Genomic DNA, 23,588 nt, shown 5'->3' on the forward strand with positions numbered 1-23,588 from the left:
TTAGTTTCCTAGCTCTAATTGATTTTTTACTAATGTGTAATATGCTCCGCGTTTTGCGGTTAGTTCTTCGTGATTTCCTAGTTCTATGATTTTTCCTTTATCTAGTACTATAATTTGATCTGCATTTTTTACGGTACTCAAACGATGCGCTACAACCACTACTGTTTTTCCTCGGTAGAACTCTTGTAAATTCTCCATAATAACCTTCTCATTATTAGCATCTAAAGCACTAGTTGCTTCATCAAAGAAAATATACTTTGGATCTTTATATACCGAACGTGCAATCAAAATACGCTGCTTTTGTCCTCCAGAAACATTGACACCACTCGATCCGATTTTTGTATTATATCCAGATGGCAATTCTTCAATAAATTCTTCAATATTGGCAACTTTTACTGCGTGAATCAAACGCTGCTTGTCTATAATTCCTTCCGAATCAGATTCTGTAATATTTCTCGCAATTGTATCTCCAAACAAGAAACCATCTTGCATTACCGAACCGCAGGCTTTACGCCAAACTTTGGTACTCATATCACTCAACTTGTGTGGTCCAATATGAAGCGAACCTTCGTTAAACTCATAGAATTTCAACAATAATTTAATCAACGTTGTTTTTCCACTACCACTGGCACCTACAATAGCTGTTACTTTTCCTTCAGGAATACTCACTGTTAAATCATCTAAGATTAATGGTGAACTCTTTCCTCCATAACGGAAACTTGCATTGGTAAGTCGGATAGTTTTATCTTCTGGTAACTCTTTGATATTTTCTTCAAAACGATCTTCTTCATCATCTTTATTATGAATCTCAGACAAACGCTCCAAACTGATTTTTGCATCTTGTCCAGATTGAATGAATGTAATGAAGTTATTAATTGGTAAGTTTAACTGTCCAATAATATACTGTACCGAAAGCATCATACCTAAAGTAAACATTGGATCGTCAATTACAGAAGTTGCTGCAATATAGGTAATGATAATATTTTTAAGTTCGTTGATAAATCGTCCACCTGTATTTTGCGTCTGCGAAAGCGCTAAACCTTTAATAGAGATTTTGAATAAACGTACCTGAATCGCTTCCCATTCCCAACGTCTTCTTCGTTCAGAACCATTCAATTTAATTTCTTGCATTCCAGAAATTAGCTGATACAAACTACTTTGGTTATCTGAAGATTGATCGAATCGTTTGTAATCGAGTTCTGCCCTCTTTTTCATGAACAATAATGTCCAACCAATATATAGCGCCGATCCAATAAAGAAAACCGTAAAAATTGGCATATTATAATATGCTAATACAGCTCCAAAAATAATCATATTAAACGCAGAGAACAGTGTATTTAACGTCGTAGATGACAAAAAACTTTGAATTCTGTTATGGTCATAAATACGCTGAATAATATCTCCCGTATTTTTGGAATCGAAAAAGGCAATCGGCAATCGCATCAACTTGATTAAAAAATCGGAAATCAGGTTGATATTGATCCGGCTGGTCATGTGTAATAAAATCCAACCTCGAATCAGTTCCACGGTTGTTTGCGAAATAAAGAGCGTCAATTGCGCAATTAATATTAGGAAGACAAAGTTTTTATTCTGATAATTAATACCATAATCCACGACCGATTGGGTTAAAAACGGAAATATCAATTGCAGCAAACTTCCGACGACAAGTCCTAAAATTAACTGAACAATATATTTTTTATACGGTTTAAAATACCAGAATAAGAACTTAAAACCATATTCTTTCTTTTCTTCCTTCTCCAATTCATAAAACTCTGGAGTTGGCTCTAATAATAATAAATATCCTTCTGCACTTTCTGGATCAGCATTGCTTCCTATCCAACCTTTAATAAAATCTTGCTTAGAATACTTTACCAAACCATGCGCAGGATCGGCAACATATACCGTATTTCTTTTAATTTTATATACAACAACGAAGTGACGTTGTCTCCAGTGTGCAATACATGGATATGGAACTTCGTCTACTAAGGTTTTATAATCGACACTAACAGCCAGTGTATGCAAACCGATTTCTTCAGCAGCTTCGGCAATTCCCCCTAAAGAAACACCTTCTCTAGTAATATTGGCTTTCTTTCTCAGAAAGTCAATGGTATAGGCACGCCCAAAATGCTTTGCCACCATACGCAAACACGTTGGTCCGCAATCCATCTGATCTAACTGTCGGAAAAAAGGAAATTCTCTCTTTATCATTAACTTTCTTTCTTGTGTAATTTATAGTTTGGTTTTTATTTTTTGAGAAATATATAAGCGATCTCCTTCATTTTAATTATTCACACGACATTTACGATGATTTCTCAAACAACTGTTGTTTTTTTCAAAAAAAATTGTTCTTTATGAGAAAAACACGCACAAATATATACTTTTATTTAATTCACGCCAAATAAAAAATGGTCATTTGTACGATATTTTCGCATAAATTGATATATTTGTAATGTAAAAACCTAAAAAATTACCCAAATGCTCGTAAAATTCACGGTAGAAAACTATTTATCTTTCAAAAATAGAACCTCTATTGATTTCACAGCGACTTCCCTTACCGAGCTGCGAGATACGAATCTATATCAGACACCATTAAAAAATGTGACCTTATTAAAGAGCATGATTATCTATGGAGCTAACTCCAATGGAAAGAGTAATTTGTTCAAAGCAATCAGCTTTGCGCGAAAGTTTATGATTAATTCTTCTAAAGATTCACAATCAGATGAACCTATAGAAGTACAACCTTTTTGCTTATCTACGGAAACCATTGAAAACCCAAGTTTCTTTGAATTGGTATTTGTATATGATGCGGTAAAATATCGCTATGGTTTTGAAGTTGACGAAACAGAAATACATAAAGAATGGTTGTATATGACAACGAAAAACAAGGAACAACTCTTGTTTGAAAGATCGTTTCAAGATATTACCATCACTAAAAAATATGATGCTGCAAGTAACAACTTGACGTCTATTACACGAAAAAATGCCTTGTTTCTTTCAGTATGTGCACAATTCAATATTCCAACAGGAATGGCAATTTTAAAAGCTTTGAGCAGTGTACACTATATTTCAGGAATGCAAGACCGTTACACTGTTAATTTTACAATTGATATGATGGACGATCCAACGAAAAAGAAATACATTGATAATTTTATTGCCAGTGCCGATTTAGGATTTACTGAAACAAAAGTAGAACGTTTCAAACTTACGGAAGAAATTTTAGAGAAAGGAAACGTACCTAAAGAGATTCGAAAAATGATTTTAGAATCGGACGAGGAAAATGTCGTGGTAAGCACCAAACACAGTATTTATGATGAAAACAATGAAGAAGTGGATAATATTTACTTCAATTTATTTGTGAATGAATCTTTGGGAACAGGAAAATATGTGGCGCTTTCAGGACCAATTATTGATACGTTAATGCACGGAAAAACCTTGATTATTGACGAATTTGACGCGCAATTGCATCCACATTTGAGCAAAGCTATCGTAGAGTTGTTCAATTCTAAAGAAAATAATCCACATGGAGCGCAGCTTATTTTTGCTTCTCATAACCCGGCATTGATCAATCCAAAACGTAAACTTTTCCGCCGTGATCAAATCATTATTACACAAAAAGATCAATTTGGCGTGACTAACATGGAATCACTTTACGATAAAAAAATCCGAAAAGATGCTTCGTTTGAAAAAGACTATCTCGAAGGAAAGTATGATGGAATTCCAGATATTAAAATTGATGATGACTTCCGTTTATTTGATGAATAACCTTTAACTATTTAATCTTTAAACTATTGATAATGAAAAAGACTTTACTCCTAACACTATATACCTTTATGACAACTATTGGATTTAGCCAATCAAAAGTAATGACACCAGAGCAACTTATTCAACTAAATAGAGTTTCTGCTGTGGGTTTAAGTGATGATGGAAAACAAGTCATCTATAAGACATCAACTTTTGATCTAAAGACAAATGAACGCTCCACTAAATTTTTTACAGTTTCTGTAAATGGAGGCGCTGTCAAAACCATTGAAGAAGTTGGGGATTTAGTAAAAGATAAAAATGTATCACCAGATGGAAAATGGAAATTAGTCGCAAAAGAAGTAAAACTTCAAAAAGTAAGTGGCTCTGATCATTATGAAGATGTTCCAAACTCCAATGTTTACATTTACAATCAACTCAACTATAGACATTGGGACAAGTGGGAAGATGGTGCTTTTAGCCATGTATTCCTGCAATCTGCTACTGATTCTAATGATAAAGGAATTGATTTGATGGAGGGAGAACCTTATGATTGTCCACAGCAACCTTTTGGCGGTGATGAAGACTATATTTGGAGTCCTGACTCAAAAAAAGTGTTATACGTTACTAAAAAATTAGCAGGTACGGAATATGCTGTTAGTACAAATACGAACATCTATGAATATGACCTAGACACAAAACAAACCGTCAATCTTACCGAAAAAAACAAAGGCTACGATACACATCCTGCTTTTTCGTCAAAAGGTACACTTGCTTGGCTTCAAATGAAAAGAGACGGATATGAATCTGATAAAAATGATATTATTGTTAGGTTGCCTGAAGGATATGTAAATCTTACCGAAAATTGGGATGGCACTGTTAATGGATTTATTTGGAGTGTGGACGGATCAAAAATTTATTTTAATGCGCCTGTTGGCGGAACAGTTCATGCCTTTGAAATTGATGTTCCAACTGGGAAAAAAAAGCCTTCTAAACCGAAGCAAATTTCTAAAGGTCAATTTGATGTAAATGGCATCATTGGTCAAAGTGGAAATCAGTTAATTGTGAACAGACGTGACATGAATCATGCGACAGAGATTTACAGTCTAAATCTCAAAACAGGAGCCATGAACCAATTATCCAAGGCAAATGATGATATTTATAAAGACATCAAAATGTCTAATATTGAGAAGCGAATTGTAAAAACTACCGATGGAAAAGATATGGTTACTTGGGTAATTTATCCACCAGATTTTGATCCAACGAAAAAGTATCCCACACTTTTATATTGTCAAGGTGGTCCACAAGGAGCATTGTCGCAGTTTTATTCTTTTAGATGGAACTTTCAAGTAATGGCTGCCAATGGCTATATCATTGTTGCTCCGAACCGAAGAGGAATGCCTGGTCACGGTGTGGAATGGAATGAACAAATTTCAAAAGATTATGGTGGACAGAATATGAAAGATTACTTAGCTGCTATTGATGATATTGCCAAAGAATCTTATGTAGATAAAAATAAATTGGGTTGTATTGGAGCTAGTTATGGAGGATACTCTGTGTTCTATTTGGCGTCAAGACATGAAGGTAGATTTAAGTCATTTATTTCTCATGATGGAATTTTCAATTGGCGATCTATGTATGGAACTACGGAAGAATTATTCTTTGTGAATTGGGATCTTGGTGGAAATTATTGGGATAAAACAAATGCAGCTGCTCAAAAGTCGTATGCGGAATTCAATCCGATCAATTTTGTTGACAAATGGGATACGCCTATCTTGATTATTCAAGGAGGAAAAGACTTTAGAGTACCGATCGGACAAGGATTAGAAGCATTTCAAGCAGCTCAACTACGAGGTGTCAAATCAAGGCTTTTATATTTTCCAGAAGAAAACCACTGGGTACTTTCTGCACAAAATAGCTTAGTTTGGCAACGAGAATTCTTTAAATGGTTGGATGAGACTCTGAAGAATGTAAACTAAGAAAAGGAAATATTTGTTCGAGCATTATCATAAATGCTGTATACAACTTATCAAAGTACTAGTAAAACTGATGCTTCAATTCAATTTCCATAGTTATGCCTAGCTCTATTAGTAATGATTGATTTGATATTTACCAAAAACCATTAAATGAGATCACTATGTTAAAATTCCTAAAATCGTGATATATCTATTTTTATTTCTTTTATTTTGAGTCAACTACTTCGAAACAAACCATGAAGTATTGAAAAAGGAAAATTAAAAACATTGTGACACTTGCGTCATATTGTTCAAATTTTGATTATCTAACTAAAAAACCAAAATGATTAAATTACTCAACCTCAAAAAGGTGGCAAGAGTTCTGACTTTTACTTTTGCCTTTCTTATGTTCGTATCGAACAGTTATGCACAAAAAAACAACAAAGAAAAAGACAAGAAAAAAGACAATGTAAGTTCCATTTATAATGGCTTAACATTCAGAAGTATCGGCCCAGCATTCATGTCTGGTAGAATTGCTGACATTGTAATTCATCCAACGAATGAAAACTTATGGTATGTAGCAGTTGCCTCTGGTGGTGTTTGGAAAACCGAAAACGCTGGAACTACTTGGAAATCTATGTTTGATGGCCAAGTAAGTTATTCCATTGGTTGTATTACATTAGATCCGCAAAATCCAGAAATTGTATGGGTCGGAACAGGAGAAAATGTTGGTGGAAGACATATTGGTTATGGAGACGGAATCTACAAAAGTGAAGACGGTGGGAAATCATGGAAAAACATGGGACTCAAAAAATCTGAACACTTATCAAAAATTATCATTCATCCAACAGACTCTAACATCATGTGGGTTGCTTCACAAGGACCACTTTGGAGTAGTGGCGGTGAACGTGGTGTGTACAAATCAACAGATGGTGGAAAAACTTGGAAGCGAACACTTGGCGATGCTGAATGGGTAGGTGCTACTGACATGTTGATTGATCCAAGAAATCCAGATTTATTATATGCCGCTACTTGGCAACGCCATCGTACAGTGGCAGGATATTTAGGCGGAGGACCTGGAACAGCTATTCACAGATCAACAGATGGCGGTGAAACTTGGACAAAGTTAACCAATGGTTTACCAGGTAGCAATATGGGAAAAATTGGTTTGGCAATCTCTCCTCAAACGCCTGATGTCATCTACGCTGCTATAGAACTGGATAGAAGAAAAGGTGGTGTATACAAAAGTGAAAACAAAGGCACGTCATGGAAAAAAATGAGTGATGCTGTTTCTGGTGGAACAGGACCGCACTACTATCAAGAATTATATGCTTCACCACATAAATTTGATCACCTGTATTTAGCGAACAACTATATGTTAGAATCATTTGATGGAGGAAAAACCTTTACGCAAATGAATGAATCAGAAAAGCATGTGGACAATCATGCTGTGGCTTTTAAAAAAGATGATCCTAACTATATTTTAGTAGGTTGCGATGGTGGTTTGTATGAAAGTTTCGACAGGACTAAAAACTGGAAATTCATTGACAACTTACCTGTGACACAGTTTTATAAAATAGCTGTAGATGATGCTGAACCTTTCTACTATGTGTATGGAGGAACGCAAGACAACAACACGCAAGGTGGACCTTCTCAAACAGATAATACTAGTGGAATTCGCAATTCTGATTGGTTTGTTGTTTTGGGCGGAGATGGTCATCAACCAGCCACAGAGCCTGGAAATCCTAATATTGTGTATGCACAGTGGCAACAAGGAAACCTGAATCGTCACGATCGAATTACAGGTGAAAATGTATACATTAAACCACAACCAGACCTAGGTGAGAAAACAGAACGTTACAACTGGGACGCTCCTATTTTGGTAAGTCCGCATAATCCTAAGCGAATTTATCATGCTTCTCAACGCGTTTGGAAATCGGATGATAGAGGAGATTCTTGGCAAGCAATTTCAGGTGATTTAACCAATAATATAGAACGTATTCAAACGCCTTTTTACGGAAAAAAACAAAAATGGGACAATGCATGGGATATTTACGCCATGTCTAGCTACAGTACAATTACATCTCTATCAGAATCACCTAAGCAAGAAGGATTAATTTATGCAGGAACTGACGATGGTATCATTCAAGTCACTGAAGATGGAGGTGCAAACTGGAGAAAAGTAGATTTTTCAAAAATCAACGGATTACCAAACACCGCTTTTGTAAATGATATTAAAGCAGACTTATATGATGAAAATGTTGTGTATGCTGTATTTGACAATCATAAATACGGTGACTATCAACCATACCTATTCAAAAGTTCAGACAAAGGAAAGACTTGGCAAAATATAGCGAACAACCTTCCTAATCGTACCTTATTATGGCGCATTGTTCAAGATCATGAAAATTCTCAATTGATGTTCTTAGGAACTGAATATGGTGTATATTTTACGCTTGACGGAGCCAAAACATGGACAAAATTAAAAGGTGGAATTCCAAATATCTCTGTGCGTGATTTGGCTATTCAGAAAAGAGAAAATGACTTGGTTGCAGGGACATTTGGAAGAGGGATTTACATTTTGGACGATTATTCAGCGCTTCGCACAATGAATACTGACAACGAAGCAAAACTATTTAAACCAAGAGATGGAAAGTGGTATATGCAACGTAGAATTTTAGGAAGAGCCAAAAAAGCAACACAAGGTGACAACTTCTTTGTAGCTGACAATCCTCCATATGGTGTTGAGTTTACGTATTATCTTAAAGATAGTTACAAATCAAAAGTAGCGCAGCGTAAAAAGCAAGAAAGTGAAACTGAGAAAAACAAAGGAACTGTCGGTGTTCCAGAATGGTCTGTATTAGAAGCAGAACAAAAGGAACTAAAACCGCAAGTATGGTTGTTTATTTCCGATGCAAATGGTAACATTCTTAAAAGAATTAAAGCAAAAAATGCCAAAGGAATGCACCGAATCAGTTGGAATCTTTCCACAGAACCTACCAACACTATTTCTTCAAATAACATAAATAGAAACGGTAGCGGATATATGTCAGCACCAGGAAGCTATAGTGCTCAGCTTTTCAAGCAAATTGAAGGGAAATACACAAGTCTTGGAGAAAAGGTTTCGTTTGCCGTAAAAGCATCTAATAAAGGCGCATTAAACGGAAGTTCGCCTGATAAAGTAGTAGCGCACTGGAAAACGATTGCAGATTTATCAACAAAAGTAAGTGATTTAGGAACAGATGTAAGAGATACCAAAAATGCTATTAATGTCATGCTTAAAGCATATGACAGAGCACCGAAAAGCAATGAAAATCTTCATACCAAATTACTTACATTAAGAGATCAAATTTTAGATATAGATCAGCAATTTAACGGAAGTAAAGTACGTAGAGAAGTAGGTGAAAAAGATGAATATCCAACCATCAGAGATTATATGTGGGCTGCAAGTGCTGGTACAACATACGGACCTACAAAAGCACACCTAAAGTATTTAGACAATGCTACTAAGCTCTTCAATCAAATGGCTACAAAACTACAGGAAGTTAAAGATGCAATGACTCCTTTAGAAGGTCAATTAAAAAACATTGGAGCACCTAGAATAAAGAAGTAAAAAAACAAAAGCACAACAATACAAAACCTAAGTTATAAATATGTAATTTAGGTTCTGTTGTGTTTAATACTAAAAATGGAAATAGAAAATCTAAATAGAGAGTTAGCAGCAGCTGGAGCACACAACAATTATCAGTATCTAGGTCAAAAACTAACGCCATTGGAAGCTTTGGTTAATGGTCCTTTCTCAGCCAAACCTTATGTAAATATTTTGGTCAAATATCTGAGTCGTGTAGCAGTTAAAAATAAAGATATGATTATCAGAGCGCTCTCTGAAAAAGGACTGTACACTGCCACAAAACCTCTTCTAGATTTATTTGATGATCCACAAATGACAGAATTGCAACTTTGGACAGTGGGTAATGCGCTTCATGTCTTAGATGATACATCTAGCTATGAGAAGATTATCCATCTTACCTAAAGATCCCATCTTGGCAATGCACGACAAATGCTCTTATCAATACTAGGGCGCTCAAAAGATAAAGAGGCTTATAAGGTTTTAATTGACTGTCTAAGCGACGATCAACTAAAAGGACATGCAATAGCAGCTTTGGGTCAATTTGGAAATGTAGCTGCAATTGAAATTCTTGAAAAAATAAAAGTTGAGAAAGGGAAATATGAGTTTAAGGCAAAACTAACAGCTTTAAAAAGATTGCACGCACTCCTAAAAAATTAATTATCAAAATTTTAGCAATGCTCAAAAGAAAAAAATTCAAATACTCGGACTTACCACCAGGCGATCGAATTCGAAAATTGATGGAGGAATATGTAGCACCTGAATTATCTAAAATTGGGTTTAAATTGCTAAAATCTAAATTGACATTCAAACGAAAAATTGGGAATTTTACTCAGGAAATACACATTTCAAAAAGCGATCGAAATTTTGGAAATACAGTCGTTTGTTTTTGGGCAATTCTATCTGTAAATTCTAATTTTTATGTGAAATGGCATGAAAAAACCTATGGAATAAAACCTATAAATGAGATTATTGACGCCTGGTACGACAATCATATTGAAACCTGGAAATCAAAATATAGAAGTGGTACAAAATATGACTTAACACAATTTGACAATGTCAAACTCATGAATGACTTGACCAAAAATATCTTGAATATTGGAGTTCCGTTACTCAATGAAGTCGCCAATTGGGAAAGTGCAGCAGACTATCTACTAAAACACCAAAAATTTGGAAGTATTTCAAAAATCTTTGACGTTTATATCCTAGCAAATAAAAAAGAAAAAGCAATTCAGTCATTACACATTGCTGAAGAATTTTTCAAAACCTATGAAGATGTACCCGAAGAAAGGTTAACAGAAATAAAAATTAGAAAAGACTACTTACAAGCACTTAACACTAATTTTAGTTAAAAATGAATCATACAATAGACAGCATTCACAAATCAGAATACCAAGAAGTTGTTGCGGTTTGGGAAGCTTCTGTTAGAGCCACGCACCATTTCCTCAAAGAAGAAGATATCCAATATTTCAAACCGCGTATTCTCAATATCTATTTAGATGCTGTAGATATACTTTGTATCCGAAATGAAAAAAAAGAAATCATAGGTTTTATAGGAGTTGCAGCGCACAATTTGGAAATGTTATTCATTCATCCTGATTACAGAGGAAAAAGCATCGGAAAATCACTGCTTAACTTCGCGCTGAAAAATATGCAAGTCACCAAGGTGGATGTGAATGAACAAAACGAGCAAGCACTTGGTTTTTATAAACACTTTGGTTTTCATGTGGTCAATCGTTCTGAAGTAGACGCTTCTGGAAAGCCTTATCCAATTTTGCATATGGAACTAAAGAATAAGTAATTATATTATTTTTTACGCTTTCGCAAAGACATTCAAAGCAAACTCTTTTTTCCATACTACACTTTTATCCGTTCGGTAAAAGTGACCTTTTCTACACCATACGTTCAAGTATAACTACCTATTTTTAAAATTCAACGGTTTTTACGCTTACAGAATTTGATTTTTTATGGCATATTTACGAACGTGCTACAAAAAGGTATTCGCATATAACTAACCTTAATAACCCTTAAAATGAAAAGACTAATTGTAATTGTACTACTATTGGCTGTTTTTGGCGTGCTTCTAATGAACATGGCTGGATCAACATCAAATAGCAGTAATTTTATATTTGATACACCAGCGTATCAAGGAAACAAAGATTTTCAAGATCCTGAAAAAAGAGCTGCTTTTGCGGATGCTTGGGATAAGTATGTACACCGATATACGGTAACTTCTGCTAACTATAATTTAAGTGGTGGATATGACTATACTGTTCCAGGAAAAACCTATGTGGATCCAAAAGAATATCCTGATTTCTTTAAAGATGCCGCTCAAATTCCAGTGCGTTGGGAAGCCTTTCCGGGAAGAGTTTTATACTATTTAAAACAAAAATTTATTGACACCTACGGATTTGTGAAAGGAACCGATAGAATGTATAAAATGGTAGATATTGGACCTGTAGCGTATCAAGCTGAATACAAAGACAGTATCGTATATATTCCTAAAAGTCCTTGCAATCCAAATCCTGACAATCTAAAACTATTTGATCCACTTGGACCAAGAGGTTGGCTCGATGAATATTGTGAAATGGGCATCAAACGAAATTCCTCAAAAAAAATTACCAGACTTCATTTTACCTGTGAAAACCCAGAGTACTATTGGACAATGTGGAAAGTTGACCCAAATAAAGTATTAGATATCTATCAAAAAACATTAAAGAACCCTAATATTCAGTTAGAAGATTTATACCTAACAGATGCTAAAGGAAATGCTGTAATTGACAGAACGACACAATTGCCTGCATACAATCCAATTAACAAATGGAACAGCGGTACTGAAATGTCCGAAACTAGTGGTGGCGCTATGCATTTAACCAGTCCTCCAAATGAATTGAGTGCAGAAATTGTATTAGCAGGTGGCGGTGCTGTATTGCGAAGCTATAATACAGAAGAAAACGCAGATGCCAATACGCTTATTTGTTGCAGTAAATACGGAAGACGCTTTAGACACAGTGATCCACATATTGGGCAAAATGTGTATCAAGCAGTGCAAGAAGGCTTAGAGGTTACCTTATTAAATCCTGTTGGATTGTATTTACAAGAACCATTATATCAATATTTTGAACTTCCAGATAATGCTCCTGAAGGGGCTAAAATTCAAGACTGTTTCAAATTTGTACGTGGTGAAGTTCATAACAAGCCAGACCAACTTAGCTATCCAAACAATATGATTTTACACATGATCATGGAAGTTCCAGATAGTTGGGACAAAAGCATCACATTGGAAGATTTTAAAGTGTTTGGAAAGAATGTAAAATACGGTTCACAGGTAATGGAAACCATCAAAGTACAACTGGCTGCAGCAGGAAAACCAGCTTCTGCAAAAACTAAAGCACAAGAGCTTGACTGTACTGCCGATAATGGAATTGTAGGTGTAGATTATTTTGTGGATGCTAATATTTTAGAAACAAGTATTGACAACTACAATAAACTGAATGTATTTTCGAATGTTACGAGCAATATTACACAAGTTGCACAAGGAAGTACTGTAGACAATCTTGCGGTTGTAATTAGTAATGTGGTTGATAAATATGGAAACGGAATTCCTTCAAATAAATTTAAACCTGAAAACTTCAATATCAGCTTTCCAGATACTAATATTGAGGTCACAGCAAACTATGTTGGAAATGATGCAGCTTATGCTACGCTTACCAAAAACGAAGAATACACGTTTAATATCAGTGTAAAAGTTCCTACTGATTTACCTGTTGGACAATACAGCATTTTAGTAACAAATAACGGCTTTGGCTTGGCAGTTCCACACATGATTGAAGTTGTTTCTGCGAATGCACTAGAAAAATAATAACCATTTAAAAATTATACAATGAAAACAAAAATTATAAGTTTTATCACAGTTGTAGCAATCCTTATGGTTATTGGCTGCAAGAATAATAAAAAGGCTAACTACGTAGATATGTCTGCTGCAAATGCTTGCGGTGTAGGATGTGATACCTTAGTTTTTTTACCAAACAATCCAATAGATGTAAAAATATTGAATCAGCAATGTGCCAATACCTTTGCTTGGCAATCGTTCATTGCATTAACATGGCCTTCTAGTCCTGTAGAAGCTGGACAACCTGATAGATCAAAAAGTGTGAAAGATTGGGGAAAACCTGGCGATTTAACACCGATGGCATTGGGTACTTATAAAAGTGCTGAAAGTATTTTTACGGATCAAGCTCCAACACGATGGGGAAATAATTTAAACCAATTAATGGACACAACTTCTACAGATAATAAATCTGCTAGATCGTTCGCAGACTTTAGTAAGTTTGATGATGATGCGGAAGTTGTTGATCAGTTGTTTCAAGCTTCAGGAGGAACATCATGGCTAACCGATCAAAACGGAAATTTAATCTGGTATGAAATCAAAACAAATTATACTGAGTTTGATTATATCGTTTCAAATAAATTGTATGATTCAATCGCACAACAGCAATTTGCAAAAGAAACAGGAATATGGTTGCCAAATGGTTCTATTGAAATTAAAGCTGCTTGGCGTGTAATTCCAGAAGTAGACTATAATAAGTTGAAAAGTCGTTATAAAATTATTACCGCATTGGTGCCTCAAAATGTTGTGGTGAAAAGCAGAAAAGATGTTACAATGACTGACTTTAAAGAAACAAAATTAGGTTTGGTAGGATTACACATTATTAAAAAAACACCAACGATGCCACAATTTCACTGGGCAACTTTTGAACATGTAGATTTGGCTCCAGAAACCAATGTAAAAGAATCTGATGTAGATTGGTTATTGTACAATCCAGAGAAATATAACGATCCAGTAAATCAAACTCCTAGAGTTGGAAAAGACCCAATAACAAAACCTGTCCAAGTAATTAAAGAACATGAAGCTGGTGTAGGATTGGATGCAAAAGTATTGAATACGTTTGTGAAAGAGAAAATTGCCAAATTAAATCCTGATAGTGTATTTCAATACTATAATTTAGTGGATAGCCAATGGCCATCTAGTGCGGTAGCTGATAGTGATAATAACATATATACACCGCTACAAAATGGTGGGCAGACACCAGTTATTATGACGAATGTAACCATGGAAACGTACATACAGAAAATTTCATGTTTGGATTGCCATATTAATGCTGGAGTTAGCTCTAGAACTCCAGAAGGTAAAGAATACGCTTCTGATTATAGTTTTATGTTTGGAATGGCTAAAAAGCAAAAACCATCAATAATTGAAGTGCCAAAAAAAGAAAAAGCGATGAAATAATATCAGTCAACTATAACAACGTGTTATCAAATGATAACTACACAAAAAGGTCGCTATTTCTAGCGACCTTTTTTAAACATTTTCTTCTATATTTTTAATTATAACAACACTAGCTACGAACAAGTTTAGTCAAATAACGATATATAGCTGATTCATTTATTAGAAAAAAATGTTATTCTATCAATAATCTTTTTGTAGTTGTTCCTTTATCAGAAACGACTTTTACTAGATATAATGCTCTTGTCAATTCTGAAACATCAAAAGAATGTCCTGCTGTAAAACCGCCTTGGAATGTTTTGATTTGTTTTCCTGTAACATCATAAATATGTACTTCTTCTACACGTTTGTCTAGTTTGAAACTATCAGAAGCAGGATTTGGATATAAAGAAAGCGTATTTGATGTATTTTGGAATTCTTCTGTACTTAAAACTGATTGCTGATTTCCAAAGATTCTAAATTGTCCCGCAGGAATTGCAATCGGATCTGCTGTATTGGTTACATTGATACTTGCAGCTCCTGTATCGTCCATTAAATCATACCAAGTTCCTGTGTATGGGAAATCTGGAACAATCGTTAAATCAGCCACTGAAAAGTTACATAAAATCACGATATTTTTTAATTCTGATGCAGGAATGGCATCATCCCAAATATAAATACGCTGTCTAATATCGTTGATATACGGACTAATTGCATAGTTTCCTTCAAATACAGGTTCTTGTACTTTAAGATCTATGATACGTGCCCAATCATTATATATTTTAGCCCTATTTGCATCAGCTAACCAATTGTTGGCCCATTGCGGTTGTGGTTTGGTATCCAATTTACAATCGCCTGGCGCTGGATCACTTGGTGTGTTTACACTTCCATTTCCACAGGTAAAGATTGAATTTTCCATTCCTAAAGCACCAAAATGCCAAATCATTTTTGGACCAGGAATTGTCAACGAAGCTGCTCCTAAGGCAGACATTCTAGACAATGCCGTGTTTAAGTCTTGTACATTATGCGTTGCCAATGCTGTAATTCCAAACTGCAAGTTTCTATACATTAAACGCTCTTCATCATGACTTTCTGCGTATCCTATCAATCTTGGTCCGTTGAAGCCTCTACTTACATGTCCCATTCGAGTAATATCTGCATTGGAAGCAAATCCCATCGTTAATTGATTGTATTGATCGGTCATTTTTCCCCACATCATAATACCTTTTCCTTCGCCTAAGCGGTAATCTGCCCATTCTTTCTCTTCGTTGTCTTGTCCTAAATGTTCAAAGATTACGTAATGATCATCGTCCAAGCTCCAAGAATAATCAGCATATTGCTTTAAAATAGCAACTCTATCGTTTCTGTAACCGTTTGTACAACCTTCATCACTTGCTGTACATTCTTGTGTGAATCCTTTGGTTAAATCCCAACGGAAACCATCAATTTTATACTCTTCTATCCAGTGTTTTACTACACGTTCTGTGTAATATTGTGTTCTTGTTTGTTGGTGATTAAAGTCAGAACCGACACTGTAACTATGCGTTGCGACTTGGTTAAAGTATGGATTTTCAGAACTTGGTTCTCCCCAACCATCATCATCTGGATCGTTCATCCACATACGCACCATCGGGTTTCTTCCAAATGCATGGTTTAATGCTACATCTAAAATCACCGCAATTCCATTTTGATGGCATAAGTCTACGAATTCTTTGAACTTATCTGCGGTTCCATAATACTTATCTAAAGCTAAATGGAAAGATGTATTGTATCCCCAACTTTCGTTACCTTCAAATTCCATGATTGGCATTAACTGAATTGCATTTACGTTTAAGTTTTTAAAGTAATCAATACGATCAATTAAGTTTTGATAGTTTCTATCCGTATCAAAATCACGAATCAATACTTCATATACAATTAAATCTTCTTTTTTAGGCTTTGTAAAGTTCTGCACTTGCCAGTTGTATGGTGTTTGACCAGTTTGCAATACCGTTACTTCACGTTCTTGTCCTGCAGGATATGTTGGGAGGTTTGGATATGTACTTGCTGGAATAAATGGATCGTCATAAGGCGATAACACTAATGTTGAATAGGGATCAGCAGTTTTTACTAATGCTGGTGAATTAGCGATTGGTGTTTCATCAATCACCCAATATTGATAGGTATAGTTTTGTCCAGGCGTTAATCCTGTAAGCTCTAACCAGAATTTTCCAGTTGTTCCATCTTTTTTCATTGCATAGTTTCCATCAGGCTGCCAGTTATTAAAGCTTCCTGCAATGTATACAAAGTCTTTGTTTGGTGCATCTAATACCAATGTCGCCTTTGATGTATCTGCGTCGTAATTAATTCCATCTTCTAATCCAGCAGGTGAAGATTCTATTACCGTTCCAGGATTGATAATTACGTTGAACGTTTTGGTAATGGTTGTTCCTCCTAAAGTAACTTCTAGAGCATAGCTTTTGTTCTCAGTGATATTTGTATCTGTATACGAATATGAATTTCCCATATTCGTGTTTATTGTTGTGCCATTTGCCTTTAAAACATACGTTGCTGTTCCACCTGTATTGTTTGCAGTAATAGCAAGGTTTGAACCTGATGCCAAGATAGAAGTACTTCCGTCATTTGGTGTTACTAATGTTGATTGAAACGCTCCAACATCAAAGAAAAAGTCGGTACAACCTGTAGCCTTAAGCTCTTGTCCTCCATTTTCATTTCTAAACACCATTCCCATTTTGGTAATCGTTGCTGCTTGTGCTGATGTTAGTCCATAATAGGTTTCTGGTACAATAGTAATTTGCCATAATCCGCCGCCCATATCGGTCATTTCTCCAATACCGTCGTCTTGTCCCCAATTTCCAATAACATAGGTCCAAGGATTTGCATTAGTTCCAATGCCTGAGTGCATGTATACTTTGTTTGGACTATTAATTCCGTCGCAGTCCGTATCTGTACTGTTGATATCTACTGTAATTGTAATTGATTGATTTACCTCAAAAGGTGTTGGTGTAATCGTCACCTGACCAAATGCAATACTCGCAAACAATAAACAGAGTATGTGTAGTTTTTTCTTCATCTATTTCCCTTTTTTCTTATTAAACTTGTCATGCGATGCTAACACGCCATGACATTTTCATAGCTTTTTATTGAAAGCTTGGTTAATTAAGATAAAAAAGGCTGTAATGATATGTATTACAGCCTTTTTGAATAATCGTTTTTAGTTAAGTGTCAGTGAGTATGTATATTCTCTTGGATTACTCAAGTCTAATACCACTGTATAGTTTCCTGCTGCTGGCACTGCAATGTTGTCTCCTCCATTGTTTAAGCGTCCATCAGCTCCTGTATCTCCATAATTCCAATCCCAACCATCATTTGCTCTAAACTTAATTTCGTCAGCTGTTAAATCGATTGTAATTGAGAATGTTTGTGTTACTGGATCATACGTCATGTCATTATCACTGTCCCAACCTGTTGGTGTTCCTGATCCAATCAATCCCCAGTTTGTATACTGCGCTGCGCTATATGTTAAGTTTTCAGTATCTACTTGTAAATAGTAGTATCCTGGAGTTGTTTGTACATTAGATTCTCCATCTTCTGTTAAGATTCCTGAGAAACTTCCATCATCTCCCCAATCTGTATTTCCCCAAGCAAAGTTTCCTGTATCATCTGGTGCTACAAATTTATATTCGTTGTTTAACCAAACATATCCTTCATAGTCAGAAGCTCCAAATTCAGAAGAAGCTAATCTTGGTGCTGTTCCTGGATCCCATCCTTGGTGATCTCCTGGTACTGCAATCATTGGCAATGAAGTTGTGTATGGAGTAACATTTAATGTTAATGTTCCTGAAGTTTGTTGTTGCGCATCTTGGGTTCCTATAGAAGAAATTACACGAATATCTAAATCACCTGCAACAAACGGACTTAAACCTGCAGCAATTGCTACGTCGTTTAATTGTTGGTTTGTCCAAGAGATAAATCTTTCATTTGTAGATCCACCTGCAATTGGTGTTGCAAAATCAGTTCCTCCTAAGGCAATTTCTACATCATACGTGATAGATGTTTGTGCGTCGTAATCCGCATCATTCCAAACAAGTGTAGTGGCTACGTTTTGTTCGTTGGCAGCACTTAAAACAATAGCTGTTCCTGATGCTGGTGTAACTAATTCTGGTCCGCCTTGTGGAGAAGCAATGATTAAGTTATCATCATCACTACATGCATTGAATCCAACAAAGGCAACGATTGCTAAAAAGCTTCCTGTTATTTTGTTTAATTTTTTCATTTGTATTTTTTTTTTAGTAACCTGGGTTTTGAGTTAAATTAGGGTTTGCGGTAATATCTGTAGATGGAATTGGGAATAAGTCTCTAAATGCTTCTGTAGTAGTTCCACTTTCTACATTTCCTTTCCATGGCCATACACCTTGATCTGAGAATTGTCCGAAACGAATTAAATCTGTTCTTCTATGTCCTTCCCAGTGCAATTCTTTTGAACGCTCTGATAATAAGAAATCATCTGTAATGTCTGAGAAACCTCCGATTGGACTTGCATTTGAACGTTGTCTTACTAAGTTTACGTACTGAACTGCTAATCCTTGATCACCTGATCCACTTCTTTTTACTGCTTCAGCATACATTAAATACACATCTGCCAAACGGAATACTGGGAAATCCGTGTCGATAAAGTCACCAGAACTATCTGATCCAGGAACTCCCATACTCGTAACGTTTTTGAATTTTTCTACTGCATATCCATCGTTAAAGTTAAATACATCGGCAATCTCTAATTCTTGTCCATCAGTAAAGAAGTTAGCTCTATCGTCTGTTAATAATTCTGAAGCTGAGAATTTATTTACGAATGCTTTCGTAGTTCTAATTCCGCCCCAACCTCCGTTGATACCGAAGTCTGCTGCACTCATATTTCCTCCAACTGGTGCGTGTACTAAGAAAGTCATCGCCCCAAAACCTTGTGTATTCAATCCATCAGAATTGAAAGAGAAAATCATTTCGTTTTGTGCTCCATTTGTATCATTATCAGCTAAGAATAATTCGTCATAATCTGTGTGAAGTGAATATCCAGCTCCAATAATATTTTCTAAGTAAGGAATTGCTTGTGCACTTTGATCTGTTCCTGTGTATACTTCTGCGTTTAAGTGTAATTTTGCCAATAACATCCAAACAGCAGCTTTGTCTGCTCTTCCGTATACATTTTGACGTGCTCCAATCATAATTGGTTCAATCGACGTTAATTCAGAAACAATAAAGTCAAATACTTCTTGTCTGCTTCCTTGTACTGGTAAAAATGCACCGATAGGATCTGCTTCTGTTACAAAAGGAACGTTTCCAAACATATCAATAGCATGCCAGTAGCTCAATGCTCTCAAGAAACGAACCTCAGCTTTATACGCTGCTGGTAAAAATTCTGATTCTGGAACATCTGCTGTTGCTCTTAAGAATTCATTTGAGATTGAAATCTGGAAATAAATTCTGTTATACATCGCTGTGATAAATTCGTTTGCTGGCGTCCATACTTGCCAGTTAAGGTCATGAATTGTACCATCGTTCCAAGCAATTAATGCTTCATCAGTAGTTAATTGTTGATGTTTCCAGTACTGTCTCAAATAGTTTGAAAATCCTTCATCAATTCCTGTAATATCAGGATTACCTGCTGGACCTTGCTGTCCACTAACTACGAAACCTGCATAAATTCTTGCAAGAAATTGTTCGTAAGCCGCAGGATCATCGAATACATCTGCTGCTGACTGCTCTACTATTGGCTCTAAGTCTAACTGATCTTCACAAGATGTGAATCCAAAGCTAGCTACAAGTAATAATAGTACAATACCTATACGATTTGATTGTTTTCTTAGTGTTTTCATCATTGTGTGTATTTGGTATGCTTTTATAAGTTCAAATTAAGTCCCATTAATATGTTTCTTGATCTTGGGTAGAAATTGTTATCAATTCCTCCATTGATTTCAGGATCTAATCCGTCGTAATCTGTAATTACAAATAAGTTTTGTCCTGTCGCGTATAACCTCATACGAATATCTTTATTGAAAAGATTGTCGAAGCTATAACCAATCGTTAAGTTGTCTAACTTTAAGAAAGAAGCATCTTGCACATAGTAATCAGAGAATAATTGCTGATTTTGGAAACCTGTATCTAAAATCGATGCATTTACATTGTTAATCGTATTTGCTCCAAATAGAGCTTGTGTATTTCCAGTACTAGAGGCTACGTTATTGTATGCAAAGTTTCCTAAACTAGCTCTCATTGTAAAGCTAAAGTCGAAGTTTCCATATTGCATGTTAGAGTTGAAACCGATGACTGCATCTGGGTTTGGACTCTTATATCTGTATCTGTCATTTGTATCTACAACACCATCTCCGTTAATATCTACATACGCTCCTTCAATTGGCGCTCCGTTTGGATCATAGATTTGTTTGAATACATAAAAAGAGTTTGCCTCAAAACCTACAGAGTTGATTTGGATAGTATTTCCAACTCCACCTGCAATTCCCCCAGTTAATGTTCCTGGAGATGTTGGATCGTCTGTTAAGAATAATTTTGTGATTTCGTTATCAAAGAATGATATATTGAAGTTTGTATTCCAAGAGAAATTATCATTTTCAACTATTCCTGCATTCAAGTTAATTTCCAATCCTCTGTTTTCTAAATTACCAACGTTTGTAAATAATGCGTTTGATAAGTTAGTTCCAGCTGGTACAGGAATAAAGTTGATTAAGTCTTCTACTTTACGCTCATATACTTCTACAGAACCTGTTAAACGATCGTTGAAAAATCCGAAATCTAAACCAAGGTTGATTGTTTTTGAACGTTCCCAACGTAAGTTTTCATCATATTCTTCTGGACGAAGTGTTGTTACAAAACGTGGTGTTCCGTCTGCATTGTATCCAAATTGGTATTGTACTTGTCCATCACCAGTTGTATAACGTGGAATGTATCCGTAGTCTTGTCCAAATTCTTGCTGACCTGTTTCTCCGTATCCAGCTCTTAACTTTAATTGAGAGAATACTTTTGAATCTTTCATGAAGTTTTCATCAATAATATTCCATCCTAAAGAAAGTCCTCCAAAGAAATCTGAACGATCATCTGGATTTAAACGTGACGAACTATCATTTCTTAAGTTGAAGGTAACTAAGTATTTATTATCGTATGCAAAGTTTAATCTTCCGAAATAAGACTCTAAAGCGTTTTCTGTTTTAAATATATTTCCTGTAACCTCATCTAATCCAGTCACATTTTGGAATCGATTCGATCTGTAAAAACTTTGGAATGAGTGACCAACTGTTACATCAATAGTACTTTTTATACTTTCAATCTCTTTTTTATAGAGTCCATATACATCTAATAATCTTGTTCTATTTAATGTATTGTACGTTCCAAATAATCCTTGATCGTTGAAGTTAGTCGCTGCAACTCCTGGAATATTTAATCTTCCATTTACTTCATTGTAATCATAACCTCCTTTAACAGTTACTTTTAAATCTCTAAAGAATGGTAGTGTATAATCTATTTTTAAACTTCCTGTGCTTCTTTTTGTATCTGCTGTATTGCTGTATAATTCTTGTAAACCAACTGGGTTACGGACTGCAATTGTATTGATAGAACCATCGTTGTTCACATTTTCAGTATAGCCACCAAAAGGACTATTTGGATCAAATACAGACTGTGTTGGATCAAAAGAAACGGCTGCTCCAATAGCACCATTATTTCCAAAGTTATCATCTAACAATGCTCCTAACACATTTGCTTCAATACTAAGGTCATCTTCTAATAATCGTTGTACAAACTTTACAGAACCTGTCCAACGCTCCACTTTAGAATGTCTTAATGTTCCTTCTTGATTTACAAAACCAATAGAAGCTCTATAGTTAGAATTGTCAAATCCACCAGAAACAGTAACATTTGTATCTGTTGTTAATGATCCTCTGTAAATTTGGTCTTGCCAATCTGTACTTGTATTTCCTAATTGAGCAATTTGATTTGTATTTCCGTTGGCTAAAATCAATTCTCTAAACTGTGATGATGATAATACATCAACTTCGTTTACGTTGTTCCCAACAGAAGTGAAGTGATTTACACTAACATTTACTGGTTGTCCTGATTTTCCAGTTTTTGTCGTAATTAAGATAACACCACCTGTTGCTCTCGATCCGTAGATAGAAGCGGCAGACGCATCTTTTAATACTGTAAACGATGCAATATCGTTTGCATTAATATAGTTAAGTCCTGCACTTCCTTGATCTAATGGAACTCCATCCACAACAATAAGTGGTGCAGAACTTGCTGATAAAGAAGAAACTCCACCTCTAATTTTAATAGCAGCACCTGTCCCTGGCGCTCCGCTTGGCGGTGTTACTTGAACTCCTGCGGTTTTACCTGCGATTAACTGTTCTGGCGAAACAATAGCTCCACCATTAAAGTCGTCAGAAGATACCGATTCAACAGCTCCAGTTACATCTTTCTTCACTGCAGAACCATATCCAACTATGACAACTTCATCTAGTTTGGAAGCATCTTCTTCCAAAGCTACATTGACAGTAGCTTGTCCTGTATATGCTATTTCTTGGATTTTGTAACCTACATACGTAAATACGATGGTTTGACCATTCGCAGCGTTAATTTGATACTTACCATCAAAATCCGTTGTGGTTCCAGTAGCTGTTCCTTTAATTACCACATTTACTCCTAATAATGGAGTTCCTGTAGACTGCTCAGTAACAACACCTGTCACTTTTGTTTGGGCAAGCATTCCAATGGGAATCAAAAAAGCCAAAAACAAAATAAATTTTTGCATTTTCTTCATTTGTTTAGTTTTTTATTTTCAAAATAATCATAAAATAATCACGTCTTTTTTAATTTTTTTCCGAATTATTTTTTGATAAAATCCGTGATATTTTTGTTTAAATACTATTATATTTTTACCTCTCGATGTTAAAACTATGTAAATTTTGAGTAAATCAAAATTGAGGCATCGCTTTTG

General features: G+C 35.4%; 14 protein-coding genes. 9 read left to right on the forward strand and 5 right to left on the reverse strand.

Translation table 11 applies throughout. The features are described 5' to 3' along the window. The gene (locus MK119_RS01165; protein WP_290669816.1) at positions 1 to 2,208 is read right to left on the reverse strand and encodes a peptidase domain-containing ABC transporter; all 2,208 of its coding nucleotides are present in this window, start codon (positions 2,206 to 2,208) and stop codon (positions 1 to 3) included. A gap of 267 nt (positions 2,209 to 2,475) precedes the next feature. Between MK119_RS01165 and MK119_RS01170 the strand changes: the two genes are divergently transcribed. The 9 genes from MK119_RS01170 to MK119_RS01210 all read left to right on the forward strand — a co-directional run bounded on the left by MK119_RS01170 (position 2,476) and on the right by MK119_RS01210 (position 14,611). Continuing rightward, the gene (locus MK119_RS01170) at positions 2,476 to 3,762 is read left to right on the forward strand and encodes an ATP-binding protein (protein WP_290669819.1); all 1,287 of its coding nucleotides are present in this window, start codon (positions 2,476 to 2,478) and stop codon (positions 3,760 to 3,762) included. 32 nt (positions 3,763 to 3,794) lie between these two features. Next, positions 3,795 to 5,717 (forward strand): S9 family peptidase, encoded by a 1,923-nt coding sequence (locus MK119_RS01175; protein WP_290669822.1) that lies wholly within the window; start codon positions 3,795 to 3,797, stop codon positions 5,715 to 5,717. A gap of 319 nt (positions 5,718 to 6,036) precedes the next feature. Next, positions 6,037 to 9,306, forward strand: a complete 3,270-nt coding sequence (locus MK119_RS01180) for a glycosyl hydrolase (RefSeq protein WP_290669824.1) — start codon at positions 6,037 to 6,039, stop codon at positions 9,304 to 9,306. A gap of 57 nt (positions 9,307 to 9,363) precedes the next feature. Next, positions 9,364 to 9,726 (forward strand): hypothetical protein, encoded by a 363-nt coding sequence (locus MK119_RS01185; RefSeq protein WP_290669827.1) that lies wholly within the window; start codon positions 9,364 to 9,366, stop codon positions 9,724 to 9,726. A gap of 27 nt (positions 9,727 to 9,753) precedes the next feature. Beyond that, positions 9,754 to 9,981, forward strand: a complete 228-nt coding sequence (locus MK119_RS01190; RefSeq protein ID WP_290669830.1) for a HEAT repeat domain-containing protein — start codon at positions 9,754 to 9,756, stop codon at positions 9,979 to 9,981. 17 nt (positions 9,982 to 9,998) lie between these two features. Continuing rightward, a complete protein-coding gene (locus MK119_RS01195) occupies positions 9,999 to 10,673 on the forward strand; it encodes a hypothetical protein (RefSeq protein WP_290669834.1) in 675 nt (224 codons plus the stop codon). Positions 10,674 to 10,675: 2 nt separating this feature from the next. Further along, on the forward strand, positions 10,676 to 11,122 hold the full coding sequence (locus MK119_RS01200) for a GNAT family N-acetyltransferase (protein ID WP_290669837.1): 447 nt from the start codon (positions 10,676 to 10,678) through the stop codon (positions 11,120 to 11,122). A gap of 231 nt (positions 11,123 to 11,353) precedes the next feature. After that, positions 11,354 to 13,183 carry a hypothetical protein gene (locus MK119_RS01205; RefSeq protein WP_290669838.1) on the forward strand — a complete coding sequence of 610 codons (1,830 nt, stop codon included), beginning with the start codon at positions 11,354 to 11,356 and terminating at the stop codon, positions 13,181 to 13,183. Positions 13,184 to 13,204: 21 nt separating this feature from the next. Further along, positions 13,205 to 14,611, forward strand: a complete 1,407-nt coding sequence (locus MK119_RS01210) for a hypothetical protein (RefSeq protein WP_290669841.1) — start codon at positions 13,205 to 13,207, stop codon at positions 14,609 to 14,611. Between the two features lie 172 nt (positions 14,612 to 14,783). Here the strand turns inward: MK119_RS01210 and MK119_RS01215 are convergent, their stop codons facing one another. The 4 genes from MK119_RS01215 to MK119_RS01230 form a co-directional block, all read right to left on the reverse strand. Next, positions 14,784 to 17,660 (reverse strand): alpha-amylase family glycosyl hydrolase, encoded by a 2,877-nt coding sequence (locus MK119_RS01215; protein ID WP_290669844.1) that lies wholly within the window; start codon positions 17,658 to 17,660, stop codon positions 14,784 to 14,786. A gap of 141 nt (positions 17,661 to 17,801) precedes the next feature. Next, positions 17,802 to 18,863 (reverse strand): SusE domain-containing protein, encoded by a 1,062-nt coding sequence (locus MK119_RS01220; RefSeq protein WP_290669847.1) that lies wholly within the window; start codon positions 18,861 to 18,863, stop codon positions 17,802 to 17,804. A gap of 13 nt (positions 18,864 to 18,876) precedes the next feature. Next, on the reverse strand, positions 18,877 to 20,457 hold the full coding sequence (locus MK119_RS01225; protein ID WP_290669919.1) for a RagB/SusD family nutrient uptake outer membrane protein: 1,581 nt from the start codon (positions 20,455 to 20,457) through the stop codon (positions 18,877 to 18,879). A gap of 23 nt (positions 20,458 to 20,480) precedes the next feature. Beyond that, entirely contained in the window at positions 20,481 to 23,402 is a 2,922-nt protein-coding gene (locus MK119_RS01230; protein ID WP_290669851.1) for a SusC/RagA family TonB-linked outer membrane protein, read from the reverse strand. Between the last annotated feature and the right edge of the window lie 186 nt (positions 23,403 to 23,588).

The organism is Kordia sp. (genome assembly GCF_022447245.1).
Lineage (GTDB): Bacteria > Bacteroidota > Bacteroidia > Flavobacteriales > Flavobacteriaceae > Kordia.